Annotated in this window: 20 protein-coding genes and 1 pseudogene; all 21 read left to right on the top strand. The window is 64.1% G+C overall.

Annotated elements, in window-relative coordinates; genetic code table 11:
* Positions 1 to 8: 8 nt before the first annotated feature.
* The 21 genes and pseudogenes from AB5Z25_RS05570 (at position 9) to AB5Z25_RS05470 (ending at position 20,578) form a co-directional block, all read left to right on the top strand.
* On the top strand, positions 9 to 611 hold the full coding sequence (locus tag AB5Z25_RS05570) for a phage tail tube protein (protein ID WP_368134998.1): 603 nt from the start codon (positions 9 to 11) through the stop codon (positions 609 to 611).
* Entirely contained in the window at positions 611 to 904 is a 294-nt protein-coding gene (locus tag AB5Z25_RS05565; RefSeq protein WP_271731906.1) for a hypothetical protein, read from the top strand. Before AB5Z25_RS05570 ends, AB5Z25_RS05565 begins: the two co-directional genes overlap by 1 nt.
* Positions 905 to 1,056: 152 nt before the next feature.
* Positions 1,057 to 1,254 carry a hypothetical protein gene (locus AB5Z25_RS05560; protein ID WP_147356477.1) on the top strand — a complete coding sequence of 66 codons (198 nt, stop codon included), beginning with the start codon at positions 1,057 to 1,059 and terminating at the stop codon, positions 1,252 to 1,254.
* On the top strand, positions 1,244 to 3,715 hold the full coding sequence (locus AB5Z25_RS05555; protein ID WP_368134997.1) for a phage tail protein: 2,472 nt from the start codon (positions 1,244 to 1,246) through the stop codon (positions 3,713 to 3,715). The genes AB5Z25_RS05560 and AB5Z25_RS05555 overlap by 11 nt, the downstream gene beginning before the upstream one ends.
* On the top strand, positions 3,712 to 4,410 hold the full coding sequence (locus tag AB5Z25_RS05550) for a distal tail protein Dit (protein WP_161160839.1): 699 nt from the start codon (positions 3,712 to 3,714) through the stop codon (positions 4,408 to 4,410). Before AB5Z25_RS05555 ends, AB5Z25_RS05550 begins: the two co-directional genes overlap by 4 nt.
* Positions 4,411 to 7,665 (top strand): phage tail protein, encoded by a 3,255-nt coding sequence (locus AB5Z25_RS05545; protein WP_368134996.1) that lies wholly within the window; start codon positions 4,411 to 4,413, stop codon positions 7,663 to 7,665.
* Positions 7,666 to 7,686: 21 nt separating this feature from the next.
* Entirely contained in the window at positions 7,687 to 8,085 is a 399-nt protein-coding gene (locus AB5Z25_RS05540) for a hypothetical protein (RefSeq protein WP_368134995.1), read from the top strand.
* Positions 8,082 to 8,819 carry a hypothetical protein gene (locus tag AB5Z25_RS05535; protein ID WP_368134994.1) on the top strand — a complete coding sequence of 246 codons (738 nt, stop codon included), beginning with the start codon at positions 8,082 to 8,084 and terminating at the stop codon, positions 8,817 to 8,819. Before AB5Z25_RS05540 ends, AB5Z25_RS05535 begins: the two co-directional genes overlap by 4 nt.
* A gap of 9 nt (positions 8,820 to 8,828) precedes the next feature.
* Entirely contained in the window at positions 8,829 to 9,737 is a 909-nt protein-coding gene (locus AB5Z25_RS05530) for a DUF6273 domain-containing protein (RefSeq protein ID WP_368134993.1), read from the top strand.
* A 105-nt stretch (positions 9,738 to 9,842) separates the two neighbouring features.
* A complete protein-coding gene (locus AB5Z25_RS05525; protein ID WP_368134992.1) occupies positions 9,843 to 10,313 on the top strand; it encodes a hypothetical protein in 471 nt (156 codons plus the stop codon).
* A 31-nt stretch (positions 10,314 to 10,344) separates the two neighbouring features.
* Positions 10,345 to 10,485: pseudogene (locus AB5Z25_RS05520) on the top strand (DUF6273 domain-containing protein); the annotation flags it as partial.
* 192 nt (positions 10,486 to 10,677) lie between these two features.
* On the top strand, positions 10,678 to 11,913 hold the full coding sequence (locus AB5Z25_RS05515) for an RNA-directed DNA polymerase (protein WP_368134991.1): 1,236 nt from the start codon (positions 10,678 to 10,680) through the stop codon (positions 11,911 to 11,913).
* Positions 11,914 to 12,031: 118 nt separating this feature from the next.
* On the top strand, positions 12,032 to 12,358 hold the full coding sequence (locus AB5Z25_RS05510) for a hypothetical protein (RefSeq protein ID WP_161160238.1): 327 nt from the start codon (positions 12,032 to 12,034) through the stop codon (positions 12,356 to 12,358).
* Entirely contained in the window at positions 12,358 to 12,525 is a 168-nt protein-coding gene (locus AB5Z25_RS05505) for an XkdX family protein (protein ID WP_117743573.1), read from the top strand. The genes AB5Z25_RS05510 and AB5Z25_RS05505 overlap by 1 nt, the downstream gene beginning before the upstream one ends.
* Positions 12,526 to 12,545: 20 nt before the next feature.
* Entirely contained in the window at positions 12,546 to 12,959 is a 414-nt protein-coding gene (locus AB5Z25_RS05500; protein ID WP_161160240.1) for a hypothetical protein, read from the top strand.
* Positions 12,960 to 12,969: 10 nt separating this feature from the next.
* Positions 12,970 to 13,275, top strand: a complete 306-nt coding sequence (locus AB5Z25_RS05495) for a hypothetical protein (protein ID WP_161160241.1) — start codon at positions 12,970 to 12,972, stop codon at positions 13,273 to 13,275.
* Complete coding sequence (locus AB5Z25_RS05490) at positions 13,275 to 14,339, top strand: peptidoglycan recognition protein family protein (RefSeq protein ID WP_368134990.1); 1,065 nt, start codon at positions 13,275 to 13,277, stop codon at positions 14,337 to 14,339. Before AB5Z25_RS05495 ends, AB5Z25_RS05490 begins: the two co-directional genes overlap by 1 nt.
* A 303-nt stretch (positions 14,340 to 14,642) precedes the next feature.
* Positions 14,643 to 17,366 carry an HAD-IC family P-type ATPase gene (locus AB5Z25_RS05485; RefSeq protein WP_368134989.1) on the top strand — a complete coding sequence of 908 codons (2,724 nt, stop codon included), beginning with the start codon at positions 14,643 to 14,645 and terminating at the stop codon, positions 17,364 to 17,366.
* Positions 17,367 to 17,469: 103 nt separating this feature from the next.
* On the top strand, positions 17,470 to 18,612 hold the full coding sequence (locus AB5Z25_RS05480) for a zinc ribbon domain-containing protein (protein ID WP_368134988.1): 1,143 nt from the start codon (positions 17,470 to 17,472) through the stop codon (positions 18,610 to 18,612).
* A 107-nt stretch (positions 18,613 to 18,719) separates the two neighbouring features.
* On the top strand, positions 18,720 to 19,262 hold the full coding sequence (locus AB5Z25_RS05475; protein ID WP_006236059.1) for a peptidylprolyl isomerase: 543 nt from the start codon (positions 18,720 to 18,722) through the stop codon (positions 19,260 to 19,262).
* 11 nt (positions 19,263 to 19,273) lie between these two features.
* Positions 19,274 to 20,578, top strand: coding sequence for a tetratricopeptide repeat protein (locus tag AB5Z25_RS05470; RefSeq protein WP_368134987.1), 1,305 nt, complete (start codon positions 19,274 to 19,276; stop codon positions 20,576 to 20,578).
* Positions 20,579 to 20,668: the final 90 nt, after the last annotated feature.

Genomic DNA, 20,668 nt, shown 5'->3' with positions numbered 1-20,668 from the left:
GAGCAATCATGGCAGAAAGCAACAAAAACAACGTCGCCAACGTCTCCAGCGCCAAGGGAGTAAAGGGCGGCTACATCTTCACCGCGCCCGCCGGAACGGCGCTGCCGAACGACTACAAGACCGCGCTGCCCGCTGCGTGGAAATGCCTCGGCTACATCAGCGAGGACGGCTACGTCGAGACGCTCGACAGCGACTCCGAGGACATCAAGGACATGAACGGCGACCTCATGGCGTCGCCGCAGACCTCCCGCGTCGAGAGCGCCCAGCTCACGCTCGCCGAGATCAAGGCCGCCACCCTCAAGGTCATGTACGGGTCCGACAACGTCAAGGACGAGGAGGGCATGATCACGGTCAAGCACAACGGCAACTCCGACGAGACGTGGCCGGCCGTGCTCGAGCTCGTGCTCAAGGACGGACGACGCTGGCGCAAGGTCGTCCCCAACGCCCAGTCCTCCGAGCTGGACGACCTCACCCTCGCCGTCGGCGAGCTCGCCGCGCGCGCCCTCACGGTCAAGTACCTCACGGACGATGCCGGCAACACCTGCTACGACTACATCCAGTCCACTGAGACCGCTGCCGCCAAGGCCGCCGAGACCGCGGAGGACAAGTAATGACCGAGCTCACATTCACCATCCCGGGCATCGAGGGGGAGTTCACCGCTGACTACGACGAGCTCACCTCCTACAAGACCAACAAGCAGTTCGCCAAGAGCGAGACCGAGCCCGCCGGCATGTTCGATGCATTCGAGCGCGTGTTTGCCGGACATGATGAGGAGTACATGGAGCGCCTGGGCGGCTCCGTCGAGTTCACCGGCGTGCTCATGCAGGCCGCATTCGAGGCGGCGAAGGCAAAAAACTCCCAGGATTCGTCCTCGAGCTCGAAGGGCACCGCGCAGAAGTCGTAGCGGACTTCCGCCAGTACTACGGCATCGACCTCCCGCTCGAGGGCGGACCGGACGACCTCCGGCGCGCCGCCCTCCTGTGGGAGCAGCTGCCGAAGGAGTCGAGGTGCGCGCGCCGCATGTACCCGGAGCTCAAATGGAGCGAGGAGACGTACATGCTCTGGCGCATCGAGCACCAGCTCAGGAGCCTCGCTTGGGGACTGAGCGACAAGAAGCACCGGCCGCCGCAGGAGCCGCAGCCGCTCAAGACGCCCGGGCAGCTCGCGGAGCTCAAGAGGCACCAGCGCAACGCCCTCGCGAACAGGGCGGAAATCGACGAGATTCTAGGATTAGGAGGACGGGATGGCGACTAGCGTAGGCTCGGCATGCATCACGCTCATGCCGTCCATGAAGGGCTTCGCCGGCAGCATCTGCTCGGAGTTCGGCGACACGGGCTCCAAGGCCGGAAAGTCATTCGGCGACTCGATGACCTCCGGCGTGGACGGCGGGGTCAAGCGCTCGGGCGGGCTGCTGAACGGGCTCGGCACCGTCGCAAGGGGCGTGGGCACCGTCGCCGCGGCTGGCATGGGCGCGCTCACCACGGCGGTGACCGCAATCGGCGGCGCTGCGGTATCCGCATACGCCGACTACGAGCAGCTGGTCGGCGGCGTCGATACGCTCTTCGGCTCCGCGTCCGGCAAACTGCAGGGATACGCCGCGGATGCGTACAAGACGTGCGGCATGAGCGCAAACCAATACATGACCCAGGCGACCAGCTTCGCCGCATCGCTCGTGAGCTCGTGCGGCGGCGACGTGGCGAAGGCCGCCGAGTCCGCCAACACGGCGATGGGCGACATGGCGGACAACGTCAACAAGATGGGCTCGGACATGGCCGACGTCCAGAACGCCTACCAAGGTTTTGCCAAGCAAAACTACACGATGCTGGACAACCTGAAGCTGGGCTACGGCGGCACGAAGTCCGAGATGGAGCGACTCATCGCGGACGCCAACAAGCTGTGCGCGGCGCAGGGCAAGACCGCCGACCTCACCATCGACAGCTACGCCGACGTGGTCGAGGCCATCCACACCGTGCAGTCCGAGATGGGCATCACCGGCACGACCTCCAAGGAGGCCGCGACGACCATCTCCGGCTCCATCGGCATGGCCAAGGCATCATGGGAGAACTTCCTCACCGGCCTTGGCCGAGACGACGTGGACTTCTCGCAGCTCACCGAGCAGCTGCTCACGTCCGTCGGCGCGGTCGCCAAGAACATCGCGCCGCGCGTCGCCCAGATCGGGCAGGGCATCATCAATGCGCTCCCCGCGGCGCTCTCCGGCATCGCGTCGGTGCTCACACCCATCGTGTCCGAGGCGCTCGCCACGGCGTGGAACATCGCCGTCGGGGCGCTCGCCGGCATCGGGATCAAGCTGCCGAAGGTGGACTCCTCGCAGATCTGCTCGGCGCTTCAGGCCATCCTTGGCGTGGCCACGTCCGTCGGTAACGGCATCAAGGCGGCAATCGGGTTCATCGCGCCGCTCATCGCGCCAATCGGCACGGCGCTGCTCAACATCGCGCAGGCCGTGCTGCCGGTGCTCTCAACCGGCATACAGGTGGTGCTCGGCATCGTGCAGGCGCTGTCGCCGGTCATCGGCTTCCTGGTCACCGTCATCGCTGACGTGATGACGACCGTCTCGCAGCTCGTCGCCATTGCCATGCCCGCCGTGCAGTCCGTGCTGTCGGCGGTGCTGGCTGCGATGCCGCTCATCCAGGGCGCGATTCAGGTGGCGATGGGCATCATCTCCGCCGTCTGGAACGCGGTCTGGCCGGTGATCTCCGCTGTCCTGACCGGCGTGATGGATGCAATCTCCACTGCCGTCCAGGTCGCGATGGCCGTGGTGCAGACAGTCATCTCCACGGTCACCGCCGCGATAAGCGGAGACTGGGATACGGTCTGGAACACCATCAAGTCGGTAGCCGAGCTCGTCTGGTCTCAGATAGAGTTCGCCGTGCGAGCGGCCATCGGGGTCGTCGAGTCCGTGATAACGTCCACGCTCGATGGAATCAGCTCGATTTGGTCAAGCGTGTGGGACACCGTCCGCGACTTCGCCGAGGTGGTCTGGGGACGCATCAAGTTCGCCGTCAACTCTGCGATAAATCAGGTCAGCGGCGTGATCAGCTCCGTGCTCAACAGCATCAGCTCCACGTGGTCGAGCATGTGGGGGAGCATCAAGAGCGCCTGCTCGTCCATCTGGGAGGGCATCAAGAGCGCGGCGTCCAACGGAATCAACTCCGTCTACAGGACCGTCACGAGCATCAAGGGCAAGATCACCGGATTCTTCTCGGGCGCGCGCAACTGGCTCTTCAACTCCGGCAAGTCGATACTCAACGGCCTGAAGGACGGCATCATGTCCGCTATCGGCTCGGTGACCTCGGCGGTCTCCGGTGCAGTCTCCAGAATCCGCTCCTTCTTCCCGTTCTCGCCGGCAAAGGTCGGCCCCTTCTCCGGGCACGGCTACACGACCTTCTCGGGCAAGGCCCTCATGCAGGGCTGGGCGCAGGGCATCGGCTCCGGCACCGGCACCGTGGTCTCCGCCATCAGCGGCGCCATGGACACCGCGCAGGGGATGCTCTCGACGGGCCTGACCGTCGCGCCGTCCGCTGTCTACACTCCGGCGCGTCCCGAGGAGGATTCCGACGACGCCCTCGCCGGCATCCTGTCCGTCCTCGAGCAGATCAGGGACAAGGACGGAAACCTGTACATCGACTCGGAGCGCGTCTCCTCCGCCATCGCGATGCGCGGCAGGCACACGCTCGCCGCAAGGGGGTTCGCATGATATTCGGCGGAATCGACCTAACGCCGTACCTGCTGGTGACCAAGGTCACGAGACCGATTGTCCCCAAGGTGCGGCTCGATGAGACCGAGGTCCCCGGCATGGACGGCACACACGTTCGCGCCACGGGCCTCGAGCCCGTCGAGATAGCGGTCGACTGCAACATCGTCGGCGGCTCCCTCGACGAGGTCGCCGAGGCAAGGGCCGTGCTCGCCTCGGCGCTGTCCGGCGGCGAGAAGGCCCTCGTGCTCGACGACGCTCCCGAGCGCTACATGCTCGCGCGCTACAGGGGAGGGGCGGAGCAGGGGCGCAACGCGCACATGCCGAATCTCACGCTCGGGTTCTACTGTGCAGACCCCGCCGCCTACGGGCAGCGGCGCTCCGAGCAGGTGTCGGCATCCCAGCGCGCCGTCGCCGCCGGGGGCAACTACAGGGCCTACCCTACGGTCACGTGCAAGCCCCCGGCAGGCTCGAGCTGGACAATCACCAACGTCTCGACCGGGCGGTTCGTCCGCGTCGAGGCGTCGTTCACGGGCGCACAGACCGTCGTGCTGGACATGCGTGCGGAGCGCTGCACGGTCAACGGCGCGGACTGGCCCGTGACCGTCGCGAGTGACTTCTTCTCGCTCGACGGCGTGCAGCAGATCAAGACGAGCGGCGGCACCGCGACGCTCGAATGGGAGGAGAGGTGGCTCTAGGTGCGAATTGACGTATACACGTGGCAGGACGCCTACGTATCGACAATCGGCCCCGAGGAGCTGCTCTCCCTCACCCATACCGACGAGCTCAACGGCGAGGACAGCGTGGACATCGTCACGACCTTCGCGCTCAAGCAGGGCTACCGCCTCGTGTGGGTCGACCGCCTCGGCAAGGTCCACGAGCACGTCTGCCAAGACCCCAAGGGCCTCCACGCCGGAGGCGATACGGTCTACACGGACACGGCGATCAACTCAATCTGCGAGACGTACGGCGACTATATCGAGGACAAGCGCCGCTACGGCTACGGCTTCTTGCAGGCGCTGAATGTCTGCCTTGGGCCGACCCGCTGGACCGCCGGAACGGTCGACCAGACCGGCACCGTCGACAAGGGCCTGACCTTCTACCACACCTCGGCGCGCGAGGCGCTCCAGTCAATCTTGAAATGCGGCGGTGAGCTTGAGACTGAAATCACCGTATCCGGCGGCAGGGTGACATCTCGCAGGGTGGGCATCCGCTCGCACCGAGGCGCGAAGGGCGGCCACCGCCGGTTCACCTACACCAAGGACCTGACATCGGTATCACGCACCGAGCACTACGGGGCGATCACTGCCTGCTACGGCTACGGCAAGGGTATCGAGACCGACACGGGCGGCTACGGCCGCAAGCTGACCTTCGGTGACATCAACAACGGCAGGAACTACGTGGAGGACGCGACCGCGCTCAGGCTGTACGGGCGACCCGACGGCAGGGGCGGGCGCGCGCACGTGTTCGGACAATATGAAAATTCAAATTGCGAGGACGCGGCAACCCTGCTCGCCGAGACCCGCGCGTACCTCGACTCCCGCAAGGAGCCGGGAATGACCTACGAGGCCGACGTCGTCGACCTCGTGCAGTTCGGGCGCGAGTGGGAGGGCGTCGCCGTGGGCGACGACGTCCAGATCGTCGACACGTGCTTCTCCCCGGCGCTGCGCTGCGAGGGCCGCGTGACCAAGCTCGTGACCGACGAGCTTGGCGGCTCCATGCGCGTGACGCTCGGGAACGTGACCGAGACAATCACGGACATGTTGCTGGCTCAGCAGCAGAAAGTGTCCAGCCTGTCGAAGCGCTCGTCCAACTGGGACGTGGCGGCATCCACGCCGCCCGCATACCTCCAGCAGGTCATGGACAGCATGAATACGCAGTTCAACCTCGCGGGCAACAGCTACGTCCATACGAGCTTCGAGCGCGGTCTGATCTTCGGCTCCGTGCCCCTCGACGCGGACGGCCGCTCGACGACCGGCGACGGCATGGCCATGCAGCTGTGCTCCCAGGGATTCCGCATCGCCTCCGGCTGCAAAGCCGACGGCTCGTGGGACTGGCGCACCTTCGGCACCGGCGCGGGCTTCACGGCCGACCTCATCACGGTCGGCACGCTCATGGGCGACCTGATCAAGGCCGGAACCATCCAAGACAGGAGCGGCAAGAACTACTGGAACCTCGACGAGAGCGAGGTCAATCTAGGCCCCGGCGCCAAGCTCGACGGCAAGGACATCGCCGTCGCCGATGCCGTGATAGCGTCGGTGGACGTCGAGTACGCCCAGGGAACGTCGCGCGTCACCGAGCCGCAGGGCGGATGGCAGACCACGGCGCCGCAATGGGTGTCGGGCAAGTACATTTGGACGCGCACCAAGACCACCATGCAGTCCGGCGACATCGAGTACAGCGAGCCCGTGTGCATCAGCGGCATCGATGGCGCCAAGGGCGACAAGGGCTCGACCGGTACCGGCGTGCGCGGCATCGTCGAGCAGTACTACCTCTCCACGAGCTCCACGGCGCAGTCCGGCGGCAGCTGGTCGGAGGCCCAGCCCGCGTGGGCGAAGGGCAAGTACATCTGGACGCGCAGCAAGATCGCGTGGACGGACGGCTCGGTCACCTACACCGCGCCGTGCCTCGCCAAGGCCATCAACGGCTCCAACCAGATGGCCGGCAGCGCCATCGCGGCGCGCGTGAAGCTCTACGCCAAGAATCAATCGGACAGCGTGCCGCCGATTAACGCGCAGAACCCCGAGCTGGGGTGGTCCGAGGACCTCCCGCAATGGTCGAACGGATACTTCGTCTGGTCGATGGAGCGCGTCACCTACGGCGACGGCAGCGTCACCCACACGGCGCCGGTGCTGGAGGCCGCGTACAACAAGGCCTATCAGAGCGCGCACGACCTGACGGGCTCGCTCAACGGCCTCGACACGACGGTGCAGGACCTCGCCAAAGACGGTGTGGTGACCGAGGCGGAGAGGGCGGCGGTCAAGAAGGCCAAGCAGGACGTGGACAAAGAGCGCGAGGAGCTCACGAGCCAGTACAACGCGCTGAAGTCGAACAAGGCCCTCAGCGCCCAGTTCCTCTCGTCCGTCCTCGGCCCCCGCTACACCAAGGCCTTCGGCTCGACCGATGAGGGCGGCACGTACGGCTCCTATGCCGACAAGGTCGACAAGGTGCTCATATGCAAGACCGCCGAGGAGCTCAAGGCTGCCATGCACGAGTACGACGCCGCATTCGGAGCCTACTCGAGCGCGGTCAAGGACTACGCCGATGCCGCGACCGGGGCGCGCCACGCCATCGAGCAGAAGAACGCGTCGGACTACGCCGACGGCATCCTGAGCGCCTACGACGAGCAGATGGACCAGAAGGCCATCTTCGACCGCCTGACCAACAACGGTGCCGACCAGGGGCTCTACATGAGCAACAACAGGGTCTACGTCAACGCGACATACATCGCAACCGGGACTCTCGCGGACGCAAAGGGGCGCAACTCGTGGAACCTCAAGGAAGGCGTGCTGACGACCAACTACATGACGGCGAAGAACATCACGGCGACCGGAAGCTTCACCGGTGGAAACCGCAGCAGCGGGTACGCCATGGAACTCGACTCGAGCGGGAAGCTGGCTGGGTTCAAGGACGGCACGCAGTACGGATACATCGAATGCTCCTCAACGTCACATGACATCGACAATCCGTCGATTATCTACCACGGACTGCAGCTGCAGGGACAGGGCGTCGTGCGAGTCTCGACCCCGAGGCTCAGCGTGAGCGGCAGCGCCGACACGAGCGTCACGACGTGGTCAGGCCTGACGACCAAGGTCGGAGCGGCATACCACCCGCTTTACACGGAGAACGGCAAGAAATATTTCAACGACCAGTCCCAGACATCGTCGGTGCTCGAGTTCAGGAACGGCCTGCTGATCGGCGTGTCGACCATGCCGTCCGGGTGGAGCGGATAAGAGATGAAAGGACAAGAAGGAATGGAAGCAAGCAAGAAGATCGTCGTGGGCTATGCCGTCCACGACATCATCGGAAACAACGAACAGTGCCTGACGGAGTACGACCCGGAGGTGCTCCAGAGCGCCGAGGACGCCGGCCTCGTGTTCGTCGCCCAGTACGACGACGGCACGCGCGAGGTCGTCAAGGCCGCAGACGTCCGCAAGCCCGACCCCACGGTCAACGGCATCCCACTGGCGACCGCCGGGTACGTCGATGAGCGCACCGCCGCCACGGTCGCCGTGTTCGACGCGCTCTCGGCCATCGTCGACCCGCAGCCGGCCATGGCGGACGAGACGGAGGAGGGGGCCAAGGCCGTCGACCCGGTCGAGGCCTTCAAGGCCGCGCTCGCCGTCCTCAAGGCGTTGGAGGCCAAGGAATGATCAACCACGGGATAGCGCTCGACATGCGCAAGCGCCCGGGCACAGTCCCGCAGCGTGTCACCGTGCGCAGGGGTGAGACGCAGACCCAGAAGATAACGGCGTCGCTCACCGTGGACGGCACCGCCTATACGCCGACCTACCAGTCCGCGCGCCTGTGCGTGCTCCATGCCGACGGCACGTGGGCTCGCTGCGCCGCCACCGTCGGCACGGTATCGGTGAGCGCCACGCTGGCGCCGGAGGCCGTCAACGGCACCGGCAGGTGCAGGCTGGCATACTTCGAGTTCTACAGCGCCAACGGGGCCTCCGAGACGACCGAGGACTTCGCGCTCGTCATCCTGGGAAATGTGGACGGGACAACAGGGCCTGCCGTCAGCTACGACCAGGAGCTCGACGAGCTCTACAGGAAGTGGAGCACTGAGCTATCTCGGCTCGGTCAATCCGCGTTCGATGCGGCATCCGCCGCTAGCGGTGCGGCGTCGAGGGCCGATGCGGCGGCAAGCGCGGCATTGCAGATCGCGAACGCGGCGGCGCAGGGCGCCGCTGGCGAGTCCGACATCGCCGAGCTGCGCCGCCAGAACGGCCAGCTCGCGACGATGCTCGCCGACGCGACAGACAAGTTCATCTACATGGACGGGACCGTCTACTGCCCGGCATCCAAGGCGTCGGTGTCCGGCGACACGGTGTCGTTCGGCGGCACGTGCTCGGTCTCGGGCAGCACGGTAACCCTTGCCTAAGGAGGATAAATGGCAAATGCAAAGACGCTGGTCGTCGGCGGCCAGTCGCTCAACGTCATCGACGATACCGCGCGCAGCAACGCGCAGACGGCGCTCAACAACGCCGAGTACAACCGCCAGGGCCAAATCGGCAAGTACGGCGGGCAGAGCATCGCCACCATCCTGGCGGGAGAGATCGGCAGCGGCAGCGTGTACGACGCGCTGCACAAGCGCATCGTGGCGAACAACTTCTCCGGCCTTCGTGTGGGCGACTACATCGACGTGCCCCTCGTGAGCGCGTCGAACGTGGCGGCGCAGCAGTCCGTGCGCTTCCTCCTGGCGCACTTCGACCCGTACTACTGCTGCGGCGACAACAGCAAGGGCCACCACATCGCGTTCGTGGCGTCCGCCCCCGTGGCCGTGGCAAAAACCGTGACAGGCGTGGCAAACGACAGCTTCCTGATGTGGAACACCACCAACACGAACCAGGGCACCGCCGACCAGAAATGCCCCTACCCCAACAGCAACCTCAAGGCGTGGGAGACGGCCTTCGAGGCCTGCCTGCCCGAGGGCCTGACCAGGTACCTGCTGACCCAGCGCGTCCTGCTGGAGGAGCGTTACAGCGCCAGCGGCGCGCTCAACGACTCCAACTCGTGGAGCTGGCAGGATATCGGCAAGGTGTTCTCGCTGTCCGAGATGGAGGTGTACGGCTGCCCAGTGTGGGGCACCAAGGGCTACAGCGTCGGCTTTGACTGCCAGTGGGACCTGTTCCGCGACACCGCGCACCGAATCAACGGAAATCGGTGCTCTTGGTGGCTGCGTTCCGTCATGGGTGGCTCCTCGTCCGACGTGTGCTGCGTCCACCGCAACGGCTATGCCGGCTACACCTCGGCGGCGAACGTCTGGGTTCGCCCCCGCCCCGGCTTCCTCGTCGGCTAGCCAGCCGAGTGCTCTATACTCTGCTTTTAGGCGACCGCCTTGCGCGGTCGCCTCTCGCCCGCGAAGCGGGCCGTTTTTTTCCGCCAGTTTCCCCAGGAGGTGCACGTGAGCGGCGTCTACCAGCGCAACCGCGAGGTTTCCGAGTACAAGTTTTTCACTCAAGCAATCGCCATCCGCGTGGAGGTCAACAAGCTGATGGCGTCGTCCTCCGTGGTTCCGAAGGCCTATCGTCTGCTGAACGCGGTGCCCACGGTGGAGACGGCGCGCAGCATCGTGTACAACGTCAACCGCGCCGACTGCTTCTACCCCAACACCTCGTTCAACGCGCTGGAGAGGAAACGCTACCTGACGCTGGCCATAGCTGACTGCGAGCAGCTGATGCTGGACATGCAGTGCCTCATGGATATCGGCCTGCCCGTGAACGCCAACCGCTTCGAGGAGCTGGCGGCCATGGTCGAGGAGGAGATCAGGCTGCTGAAGGGGGCGCGCAAGAACGTGCGCGTGACGGGCAAGAAGTCCGCTGAGGAGCGCATAGCCGAGGCCGAGGCCGAGCTAGAGCGCCTGCGTTCGCTATAATGGGCGGCGGTCGCGCCTTGTTTATCGGTACAATTGGTGGCTGCGTTCCGTCATGGGTGGCTCCTCGTCCAACGTGTGCTACGTCAACAACAACGGCAATGCCAACTACAACTCGGCGACGAACGTCTGGGTTCGCCCCCGCCCCGGATTCCCTTATTGCCAGACCGAGTAGGCCCCAGGGCCGAAAGCAGAGCGCAGAGAGGAAGGAAGGCGCGACCGTCGGGCTCACGCCCGTAAATACGCACCCCGCGAGGGTGGTCGGACGCTGCTTGCATGGCGCGGCGCTCCGTGGCTTCGCCGCGTTTCATGGCCATACCTCAAGCGGCTGTCAGAGCCACATTGAAAGCCGTGCGGGGTGCCTTCTGTGAACTCCGAGCAAAGGCGGGCGGCGCGACGGAAGCGCCGCGAGGAGAAGCGGGCCAAGGCCAAGGCCGAGCGCGTCAAGGCGTGCACGCTTGAGACCGTGGCCGACCTCAACAGCCTGTGCAAGGCTTCCAAGCAGGCCGCGCGCGGCGTGATGTGGAAGGCGTCCACGCAGCGGTACATGAAGGACTACCTGCGCAACGCCGTCCTGTCCCGCCGCGACCTTTTGGAGGGCCGCGACATATGCCGGGGCTTCATCCGCTTCGACCTATGGGAGCGCGGCAAGCTGCGCCACATCAGCGCCGTGCACTTTCCCGAGCGCGTGGTGCAGAAGTCGCTGTCGCAGAACGCGCTCGTGCCCGCGATCGTGCCCACCCTCATAGCCGCGAACTCCGCGAACATAAAGGGGCGCGGCACCGACTACGCCCTGAAGCTGCTCAAGCGCCACCTGGCCGACCACTGGAGGCGGCACGGCCGCGAGGGCTACATACTGCTCGGCGACTTCTCCGACTACTTCGCGCGCATAGCGCACCAACCCGTCAAAGACCAGGTGGCCTCCGCGCTGCTAGATCCGCGCGTGGTCGCCTTGGAGCACCGCCTGATAGACGCGCAGGGCGATGTGGGCCTGGGGCTGGGCAGCGAGCCGAACCAGATATGCGCCGTCGCGCACCCCAACCGCATTGACCACTACGCAATCGAGATGCTGCGCCCCGAGGCCTACGGTCGATATATGGACGACTTCTACCTGATACACGAGTCCAAGGACTACCTGCAGGTGTGCCTGCTGCTCATAGAGCGCAAATGCGCCGAGCCGGGCATCGAGCTGAACCCGCGCAAGACCCGCGTGGTGAAGCTCACGCGCGGGTTCACGTGGCTGAAGAAGCGCATCTTCTACACGGACACGGGCCGCATAGTCGTGAAGCCGTGCCGAGACTCCATAACGCGGGAGCGCCGCAAGCTCAAGAAGATGGCCCGCATGGTCGCCGATGGCATCATGACCCCCGAGCAGGTGGAGCAGAGCTACCAGAGCTGGCGCGGAGGCATGAAGCGGCTGGACGCGCACCGCAGCGTGCGGGCCATGGACGCGCTGTACCGAAGCCTGTTCGGAAATCTCGCGCAGGGGGGGGGTGCTCAATGCAGGCCAACCAGAGGGACGATTCAAGCGGAAGCAAGCCCTCGCAATAGCGGAGAACCGGCAACTCAAAGCAGCGGCTTAAGCGAAGCGGCTGCGAAATAACAGAAACATCGAAGGCGTGCTGCGGCGCGCCTTCTTCCTTTGCGCCCATCAAAGCGGCTCGGCAATCTCACGGCGCTAATACGATGGCGGCACATTCCCCGACAAGAGAGGAGTCCGCATGGACACTGAGGAAGACACGCCGCGCCCCAACGATCTTCAAGATGGCACCATGGCCGAGGTCAACGCCCTGCGCGATCTGCTGTCGCAGATCGGCGACCCCGACGCGGCGCACGACGCGGGCGTTATCGACGATGACGAGTACGCTGAGCGGAAGGCGCGAAAGCTCGCCTACACCGCGGCGCTCGCCGCCTACGACAGTGGCGAGACGCTCGACGTGTCGGCGCTGATCGACCAGATGCGCGAGCGGGCGTCGCAGCCGACGCAGACCGAACAGAACACGGCGAACATCGACTACCTGCTCATGACGGTCGGAGGTGACCAGTAATGCCAACGAAGAAAACCGACGAGCATTCCAAGCACTTCGCGCTCGTCAAGAAGTACTACGACCGACCTCTTTGGAGTAAGGCGCGAGTACACAAGGCCGTCGAGTGCAAGTGGATCACCGCCGACGAGTACAAGGAGATCACCGGCGAGGAGTACACGGCCGAATAGGCGGAAGGAGGGCGCCCAGGATGGAAGTGCTCAAACTTTTTGCGCCTTACGGACCGGCTTGGCTTGGCGGCGTGCTCCTGACGCTCGTTGCGTTCTACTTCGGGAAACAATTTCTTGAGGAGTACAAACGCCAAAACCAGCGGAAGGGCGAGCTCGACCTCAAGCGCGAGGAGCGCAAGCAGGCCGAAGTCGACGAGCGCGCGCAGCGGGACCGCGAGCGCTCGCAGATGGAGGGCCGCATCGCCGCGCAGATGGAGCGCAGCAACAGCCTCATGGAGGCGATGAAGACGCTCATGGAGTCCGTCGTGGCGTCCAACGAGGTCTTGCACGCGGACTTGGCGCACAGCCAGGCGAGGAGCCAGGGGATGGCCGAGAAGGTCGACCACATCTGCGACCGCGTCGACCTTATCTACAGCAAGGAATCCGACAGATAGGAGCAATCGAATGAATGAGATCCAGGCGGGCCTCACGGTGTGCACGGTCCTGGTCGTGCCGTACATCGTGCAGGCGATCAAGACGAAGGCGATGACGGGCAACGTCGCCCGCTGGACGGCAATCGCCGTCTCGGCGGGATGCGGCGCCCTCACGGCCATGTCGGGCGGCGTCCCGACCGAACCCTCGGCATGGGTTACGTCCATCTTCGCCGCGGTAGGCGGCGTTCAGGTGGCCTACGCGGCCTTCAAATCGGTCGGCATCACGGACAAATGGCTGGACGCCCTGCTGGCGCTCGGCGACATCAAGGAGGACTAATGGCAGACTTCGCAAACGTCCAGCCGGACGAGTACAAGCTTCTGGGGCGCAACTTCTCGGCGGGCCGTCCGTTCGGCATCAAGGGCGTCACGATCCACCACATGGCGGGCGACCTCAACGCCGGCCAGTGCAACGGCATCTGGGGCGCCAACGGCTGCTCGGCGCACTACTCGGTCGACCGCAACGGCTACATCGTGCAGCACGTCAACGATCTCGACCGCGCCTACGCCTGCGGCGACGGAATCGGCACTGGACGCGGCAACGATACGACCATCTCCATCGAGCACGCCAACAGCGGCAGCAACCCGTGGACGGTCCACGAGAAGGCAATCGAGAGCGGCGCACACCTTGTCGCGGCCCTGTGCCTGTACTACGGCCTCGGTCGCCCCGAGTGGTGCAAGAACGTGTTCCCGCACCGCTACTGGAGCGCCACGGCTTGCCCCGGCGAGCTTGCGGGCTCCCAGCGCGACCATTACATGCAGCGCGCCCAGGCGTGGTACGACGCGATGAAGGGCGGCAAGGCGCCCGCCCCCTCCGCCGCCGCTAAGCCTGCCGCGGCAAAGCCCTCTCAGGCGGCATCCGGCGGCTTCACGAAGGCATCTGGCAAGCGCATCCCCGTCCACTACTCCCTCCACCTCAAGGGCGGCGGCTGGCTGGACGAGGTGACCGACTTCGGCGCCGGGGACAACGGCTTCGCGGGCTACCCGTGCCGACAGCACGACCTCCTTTGCGCCCGAGTCGATCGCGGCACGCTCAAGTATCAGGTCCACACCATCGAGGACGGCTGGCTTGACTATGTTTCCAAGGGCGACCGCAACGATACCGTGAACGGTTGCGCCGGCATCGCCGGCCACACCATCGACGGTGTACGCATGTACTACGTGACCCCGGGCGGCGAGGAGTACAAGCAGGCGTGGTATCGCTCGCAGACCACCGCGCGCGCCGGATGGCTCGACACCGTGTGCGACGACGGCTCCACCTACGGCGGCGACGACTACGCCGGTTTCTACGGCGAGCCGCTCGACCGACTCCAAGTCTGCGTCACCGACGGCAACCCGTACTAGCATGATCGCGCTGGCTTTCGTCCTCGGCGCGCTCTTCGGCGGCACCGTGGCGACAATCGGCCTGTGCCTCGTGAGCATCAACGGGCGCTAGCCGCGGCCCGCTCGGGTTATCCCGGGCGGGTTTTTTCTCGAGAAAAGGTGTTGCTACGCCGCCCGTGGTATCCTGAGCAGCACGACGGTCCCAACGGCGCAGATCTCGGTTCTAGAATCTAGGCAGACGGGGCACCATCGAACGTAAGACCGTCCGAACCTCGCATGGTCCGGGCGGTTTTCTTATACCAACGCGACGTGATGGGACGTGGTATGGCAGCAACGGATATCGAGCGCGGACTCTCGACCGCCGAGGTCGAGGAGCGCATCGCCGCCGGTAAGATCAACCGCAACATGGAGCTCAAGACCAAGTCGGTCAAAGAGCTCATCATCGAGAACCTCTGCACGCTGTTTAACTTGATCAACGTGGTCTTGGCGATTTTGGTGTTGCTGACCGGTTCGTTTAAGAACCTGACGTTCCTGTTCGTGGTGTTCTTGAACACGGCAATTGGCGTCATTCAGTCCATGCGTTCCAAGCGGATGGTCGACAAGCTTACGCTGCTCACCTCTAAGAAGGCCATCGCGGTGCGCGACGGCGTCGAGGTGGAGCTCGACCTGGACCAGATCGTGCTCGACGATATCATTCGCCTGGGGCGCGGCGACCAGATTCCCGCTGACGCCGTGGTGGTCTCGGGCGAGGCACTCGTGAACGAGAGCCTGCTGACGGGCGAGAGCGACCTTATTAAGAAACAGCCTGGTTCCGAGCTCATGAGCGGCAGCTTTATCGACTCGGGCCTGCTGCGCGCCCGCGTGATTCATGTCGGCGCCGACAACTACGTGGCCAAATTTAATAACGAGGCCAAGTACGTCAAAAAGGTCAATTCCGAGATCATGAACGCGCTTAACGCCATCGTTCGCTTTGCGAGCATCATCATGATCCCGCTCGGTTTGGCGTTGTTTGCCTCGAGTGTGAGCGAACTGTGGGATGCCGCGGGAACCCCGGGCGATAGCGCGCTTTCGTGGTGCTTCTCCGAGCTGTTGGCTGGTCATGTGCCTTCGTCGGCGCTGCTGTCCACGGTGGGCGCCCTGCTGGGCATGATCCCGCAAGGCCTGGTGCTGCTGACCTCGTCGGTGCTCGCCATCGCCACGGTGCGCCTGGCTCGCCGCAAGGTGCTGGCGCAGCAGCTCTACTGCATCGAGACGCTCGCTCGCGTCGACGTGCTGTGCCTGGACAAGACGGGCACCATCACGTCGGGCCGCATGGAGGTCGAGGGCACGTATCCGCTGCCGGTTGAGGGCGTGAGCCTAGGCGCCGGCTCGGACAAGGCGGCCGTTCCCGTCGATACCACGGTACTCGATTTTGCGCTGGCTAACGTCGCGCGTGCGACTTCGGCCGATGCCAACGAGACCTGCCAGGCGCTGCTCAACTATTACGCCGATCGCCCGGTCGAGGTGTCTGAGCCGCTGTCGGTCATTCCGTTCTCGTCCTCCAAAAAGTGGAGCGGCGCGTCGTTTGCGCAGGGCTCCTATGTGATGGGTGCGGCGCAGTTTGTGCTCTCTGATCGTGTGTTTTCGCAGGTCGAGAACCGTGTCGCCGAGCTTGCCGATACCTGCCGCGTGCTCGTGGTGGCGCGCGTGGACGGCTTTACGCCCGATGGCGATATGGTGGGCGAGGCCGAGCCCGTGGGCTTTGTGACCATCCGCGACGAGATTCGTACCTCGGCGGCCGAGACCATCGGCTACTTTAACGAGCAGGGCGTGACCCTCAACGTGATCAGTGGCGACGACCCGCGTACGGTGTCGTCGATCGCGCGCGTGGTGGGCGTGCCGGGGGCGGACGCTTATGTGGACGCCACGACGCTCGATACACCGGCCAAGCTCGATGCCGCAGTGGACCGCTACCATGTTTTTGGTCGTGTGACCCCGCAGCAGAAGCGCGAGCTCGTGCAGGCGCTCAAGCGCCGCGAGCACACCGTGGCCATGACGGGCGACGGCGTCAACGACGTGCTGGCGCTCAAGGAGGCCGACTGCTCCGTGGCCATGGCGGCCGGCTCCGATGCCGCGCGTAACGTGGCCGAGATCGTACTCGTCGACAACGACTTTGCCTCGATGCCCGCCGTGGTGGCCGAGGGCCGTCGCTCCATCAACAACCTGCAGCGCTCGGCGTCGCTGTTCCTGACCAAGACGCTGTTCTCGATGGGCCTGGCGGCGCTGTGCATCGCGCTGCCGCCGTACCCCTTCGAGCCCATCCAGACGACGCTCATTAACTTCTTCTGCATCGGCGCGCCGGGCTTTGTGTTGGGCCTGGAGCCCAACAATGCTCGCGTGAAGGGTGCGTTTTTGAGCAACGTACTCAAGCGGGCACTGCCGGCGTCGATTGCGGTCATTTTGGCTGCGGCGCTCGATATCTTTGTGGCGCGCGTGTTTGGCTTTAGCCAGCTCACGCTGTCTACGATGTGCCTGCTTACGTCGTGCGCGGCGAGCGTCAGCCTAATCTGGCGCATCTCGCAGCCTCTCACGCCCTTACGTGTGGTGCTCTTTGTGTTTGTAGTCGCCGGCATCCTGGTGGGCGTTATCGGATTCCCGGAGCTGCTGTCTATTGCCAATCTGTCGATGGGCCAGATGGTTATCTTGGCTGTCATCGTGGTCTTTACCTGCTCGGTGTTCTTTAAGCTCGCCACGATGATGGATTCGCTCAAGCCGCGTCGTCGTCATGCCGCAACTGGTTTTGGCCGTGGTGTGCGCGTCCACCTGGGTCGCGGTGGCGGCAAGGTGAGCTCGACGGGTTCGACGGCCGAGCGTTTTGCCAAGCGCGTCGCCGCCGACATGGCGCAGCGCCGCGAAGATCGCACCGCTCGCGAGGCCGAGGCCCGTGCACTCGAGGGCGTGGCCCAGGCCCAGCCCAAGAAAAAGAGGAGTACCGGAGCCAAGCGCTCTCGCGTGACCAAGTCCGCCCAAGGCATCAAAGTCTCGATGCCAAGCAAAAAGAAGAAGTAACTACGCGCCCTGGCGATGTTGAATTGGTGCCTTGTTCCTGTGGGGCCGTGGCGATGTTATGCTCTAACCTCGATTGTTTGAATTGCTTCGAAAAGAGGATGCCGTGATCTGCCCGCATTGCCTTAAGACTATCGAGGACGGCGCCTCGTTCTGCCCCTACTGCAACGCCTATGTGGGTCCGGGCGATGGTCCCGAGCACACCGAGTTCGTGTTCTGTGAGGGCTGCGGTGCCCGTCTTTCTCCGCATGATCGTACGTGCCCCAAATGCGGACGCCCCGCTCCGGGAATCCTCTCTGAGGACGCGGCCGCATCCGACCTGGCAGCGGGCCGCACGGCGGGCTTTCCGCGCCTAACGCAAGAGCAGATCGATACCGAGGTGCCTCATGCGCCGGCCTCTGCCGCTGCGGTGCTCTCGGACGCCGCCGATCCTAACGAGACTTGCGTGCTGCCGGCTTTCGATAAGGATTTCGGTATCCCCAAGGTCGATATTCCCACGCCCGTTTCCCTGCATGACGATCCTCAAAAACCCAAGCGCAAGGTGCATCCCGACGAGGACGCCTATCACAAGCACAAGCGTCATATCCCCAAGCCGCTCATCGTCATCGCGGTCCTTGCTGTCGTTTGCGGCGGTGCCTATTGGTTCGTGACGACCGATCCCATGGGTGTCATGCCTGGCTTCTACGACCAGTTTGGCCAGGCCGCGCAGACGACCTTCCCCACGCGCCAAAAGGGCGAGGCGACTGAGGACGATACCAAGCAGGACGATTCTGCCGAGGTGGTCCAGGAAGAAACCGTGCTGACCGATGATCAGCTCTATTCCAGGCTCGACGGTCTGTATCAGACCATCGTGTCCTACGGTGACGAGGACCAGATCGGCGAGGTCATCGATTCTTTTAACAATGGCTATCTTCGAACGCCACTGTCCACCCGTCAGGAGCTGTCGCAGAGTGCCTACGCCCTGCGCGACCAGATCAAAAAGACGCAAGATGAGCTTAACAACCTTAAGTATCAGGACGATACGGTCTATGCGGACGACATCGCCCACTTAAAGCAGCTTGCCGAGTGGATGTATGAGCGCGTCGACGTAATCTGCCAGAGCTGGGATATCTCGCTGGCCATTCCCGATGGCGAGTCGATGAGTTCCCACCAAAGCGAGATCCTGGCGCCCATCGCACAGGGCGGCAACAGCGCGCTGAATCAGTACGACGCCAACGTGGGCTCCTGGAAGCCGCAGCAGCGTTCCTAAAATTAGTTCGCCATAGTCGGCATAACCTACGTGCGCAATTGATGTAAGCGCATGCTTATTGCTACAATTCGTACAAATATGCTTTAAACGCACGAGGAAGGAACCACATGTTTGGTTTTAAGAAAGAGCTCTACACGCCCGAGTATCAGCTTGCCGGCGACGAGTGCGCCGTTATCGAGACGTCGAAGGGTACCATCAAGGTCAAGTTTGACGGTGAGGGCGCTCCCATTCATGTCGCGAACTTCTGCGAGCTTTCCACGATGGGTTTCTATGATGGCCTTAAATTCCATCGCTATGTGCCCGGTTTTGTCATTCAGGGCGGCGACCCCAATACCCGCGATATGTCCGGCGCCGACGTCGCTGCCGGTCTTGAGGGCCCCGACGGCATGCCCGGTACCGGTGGCCCCGGCTACTGCATCAAGGGCGAGTTTGCCACCAATCCGCGCAACAGCCATGTCGATGGTGCCCTTGCCATGGCACGCTCCATGGACCCCGATTCCGCGGGTTCGCAGTTCTACTTCTGCCTGGGTGCCCAGCATAACCTCGATTCCGGTTACACCGTCTTTGGTACCACGGTCGAGGGTCTCGATGTGATTTCGCAGCTGCGTGCCGGCGACGAGATCGTCCATGTCGAGATCGTTCACGAGTAAAGGGGACTTCCTTGAATAGCCAGCTGATCCAACAGGGCCGCGCCGCTTACCGCGCGGGTGATTTTTCCGCTGCAGCCCAGATGCTTGGGGCGGCAAAAACTCCCGATGAGATTATGGGCGAGGCCGATCACCTTCGTGGCAACGCCTTGATGCACCTGGGCATGTATGCCGAGGCCGCCGAGGCCTACGCCGCTGCCCTCAATGACGGCACCTACGGCAAGCGCGGCGCGCTGCTCACCAACCGCGGCAAGGCACTCGCCGCCGTGGGCGACTACACGACGGCCGCTCAGGCGTTCTCTGCTGCTACGCAGGATGCTTCCTATGCCACGCCGTTCAAGGCCTATCTGGGCCTGGGTAACGCGCTGTTCCAGTCGGGCGACTATGCCAACGCGGGTACTGCCTTCCGTCAGGCTGCCATCGACGGCGCCAATCCGGCTCCTGCCGCCGCACTCGGCGAGCTCGGTCGTTGCTTCATTAAGCTCGGCCGTCCGGCGGATGCCGTGGAGACCTACCGCACGGCTATCGACTTTGCCGGCCCCCGCGACGACACGCGTGCGCTAAACGCCGGCATGGGTCAGGCACTTTCTGCCGCCGGCCGCCCCTCCGACGCACTCGACGCCTTTAACGCCGCTACTGCCGATGGCATCTACCAGCTCACCTCCGAGCAGGCCGATGAGCTTGCCCGCGTGCACGATTCGCTTGCCGCGCTGTCTGCCCAGACGGCTATGGCCACGGCTCCGGCGCCCGCGATGGACGCTCCTGCCGTCGATCCGCTCGATCCTACGGGCGCGACCGGTCAGTTCATGCCCGATCCCTCGGACACCGGCTTCTTTACGCTGTCCGAGTCCGAGATGGTCCAGCAGGACCGTCAGGATCGTAAGCAGGCCAAGGTTCGTCGCCGCCATCGCCACACGGGTCTCAAAGTCTTCATCGTGCTGCTTCTGCTCATTTTGATCGCCGCGGGCGGTTTGGGCTTTGCCTACACGCGCGGCTTTGGCTTCCCGTCTCAGGAGTCTGTCGTTACCGATCTATTCCAGGCTGCCGGCGACGGTGACACCGCAAAGGCCGAGTCTTGCCTGGCCTCGAGTCTGTCCGAGGACGCTAAGTCGATGATCATCTCCTCGATTCCGCAGGGTGCCACCGTGTCCGTCGAGGGCATGGATCAGTCCATGACCGAGACGACCGCCAAGGTTAAGGCATCGCTGTCCAAGGGCGGCGAGCAGGAGTACACCGTCAAATTCGTGCGCTCCGACAACCATATCGGCTGGGCCGTTTCCTCGCTCGATATGGATTTCTCGGCTGCTGACAACCGGTAGTGACCTTATGGGATTTAGCTTTGCCCGGCGCTTCACCGCAAGTGAGGTGCCGGGCTTGCGCTAGTATGATGAGCTAGTAGTTTTCCAGCA

Source organism: Collinsella aerofaciens, assembly GCF_040910325.1.
GTDB lineage: Bacteria > Actinomycetota > Coriobacteriia > Coriobacteriales > Coriobacteriaceae > Collinsella > Collinsella aerofaciens_BL.
Note: the sequence above shows the minus strand (reverse complement) of the source record. Positions and strands in the feature narration are given on the sequence as shown.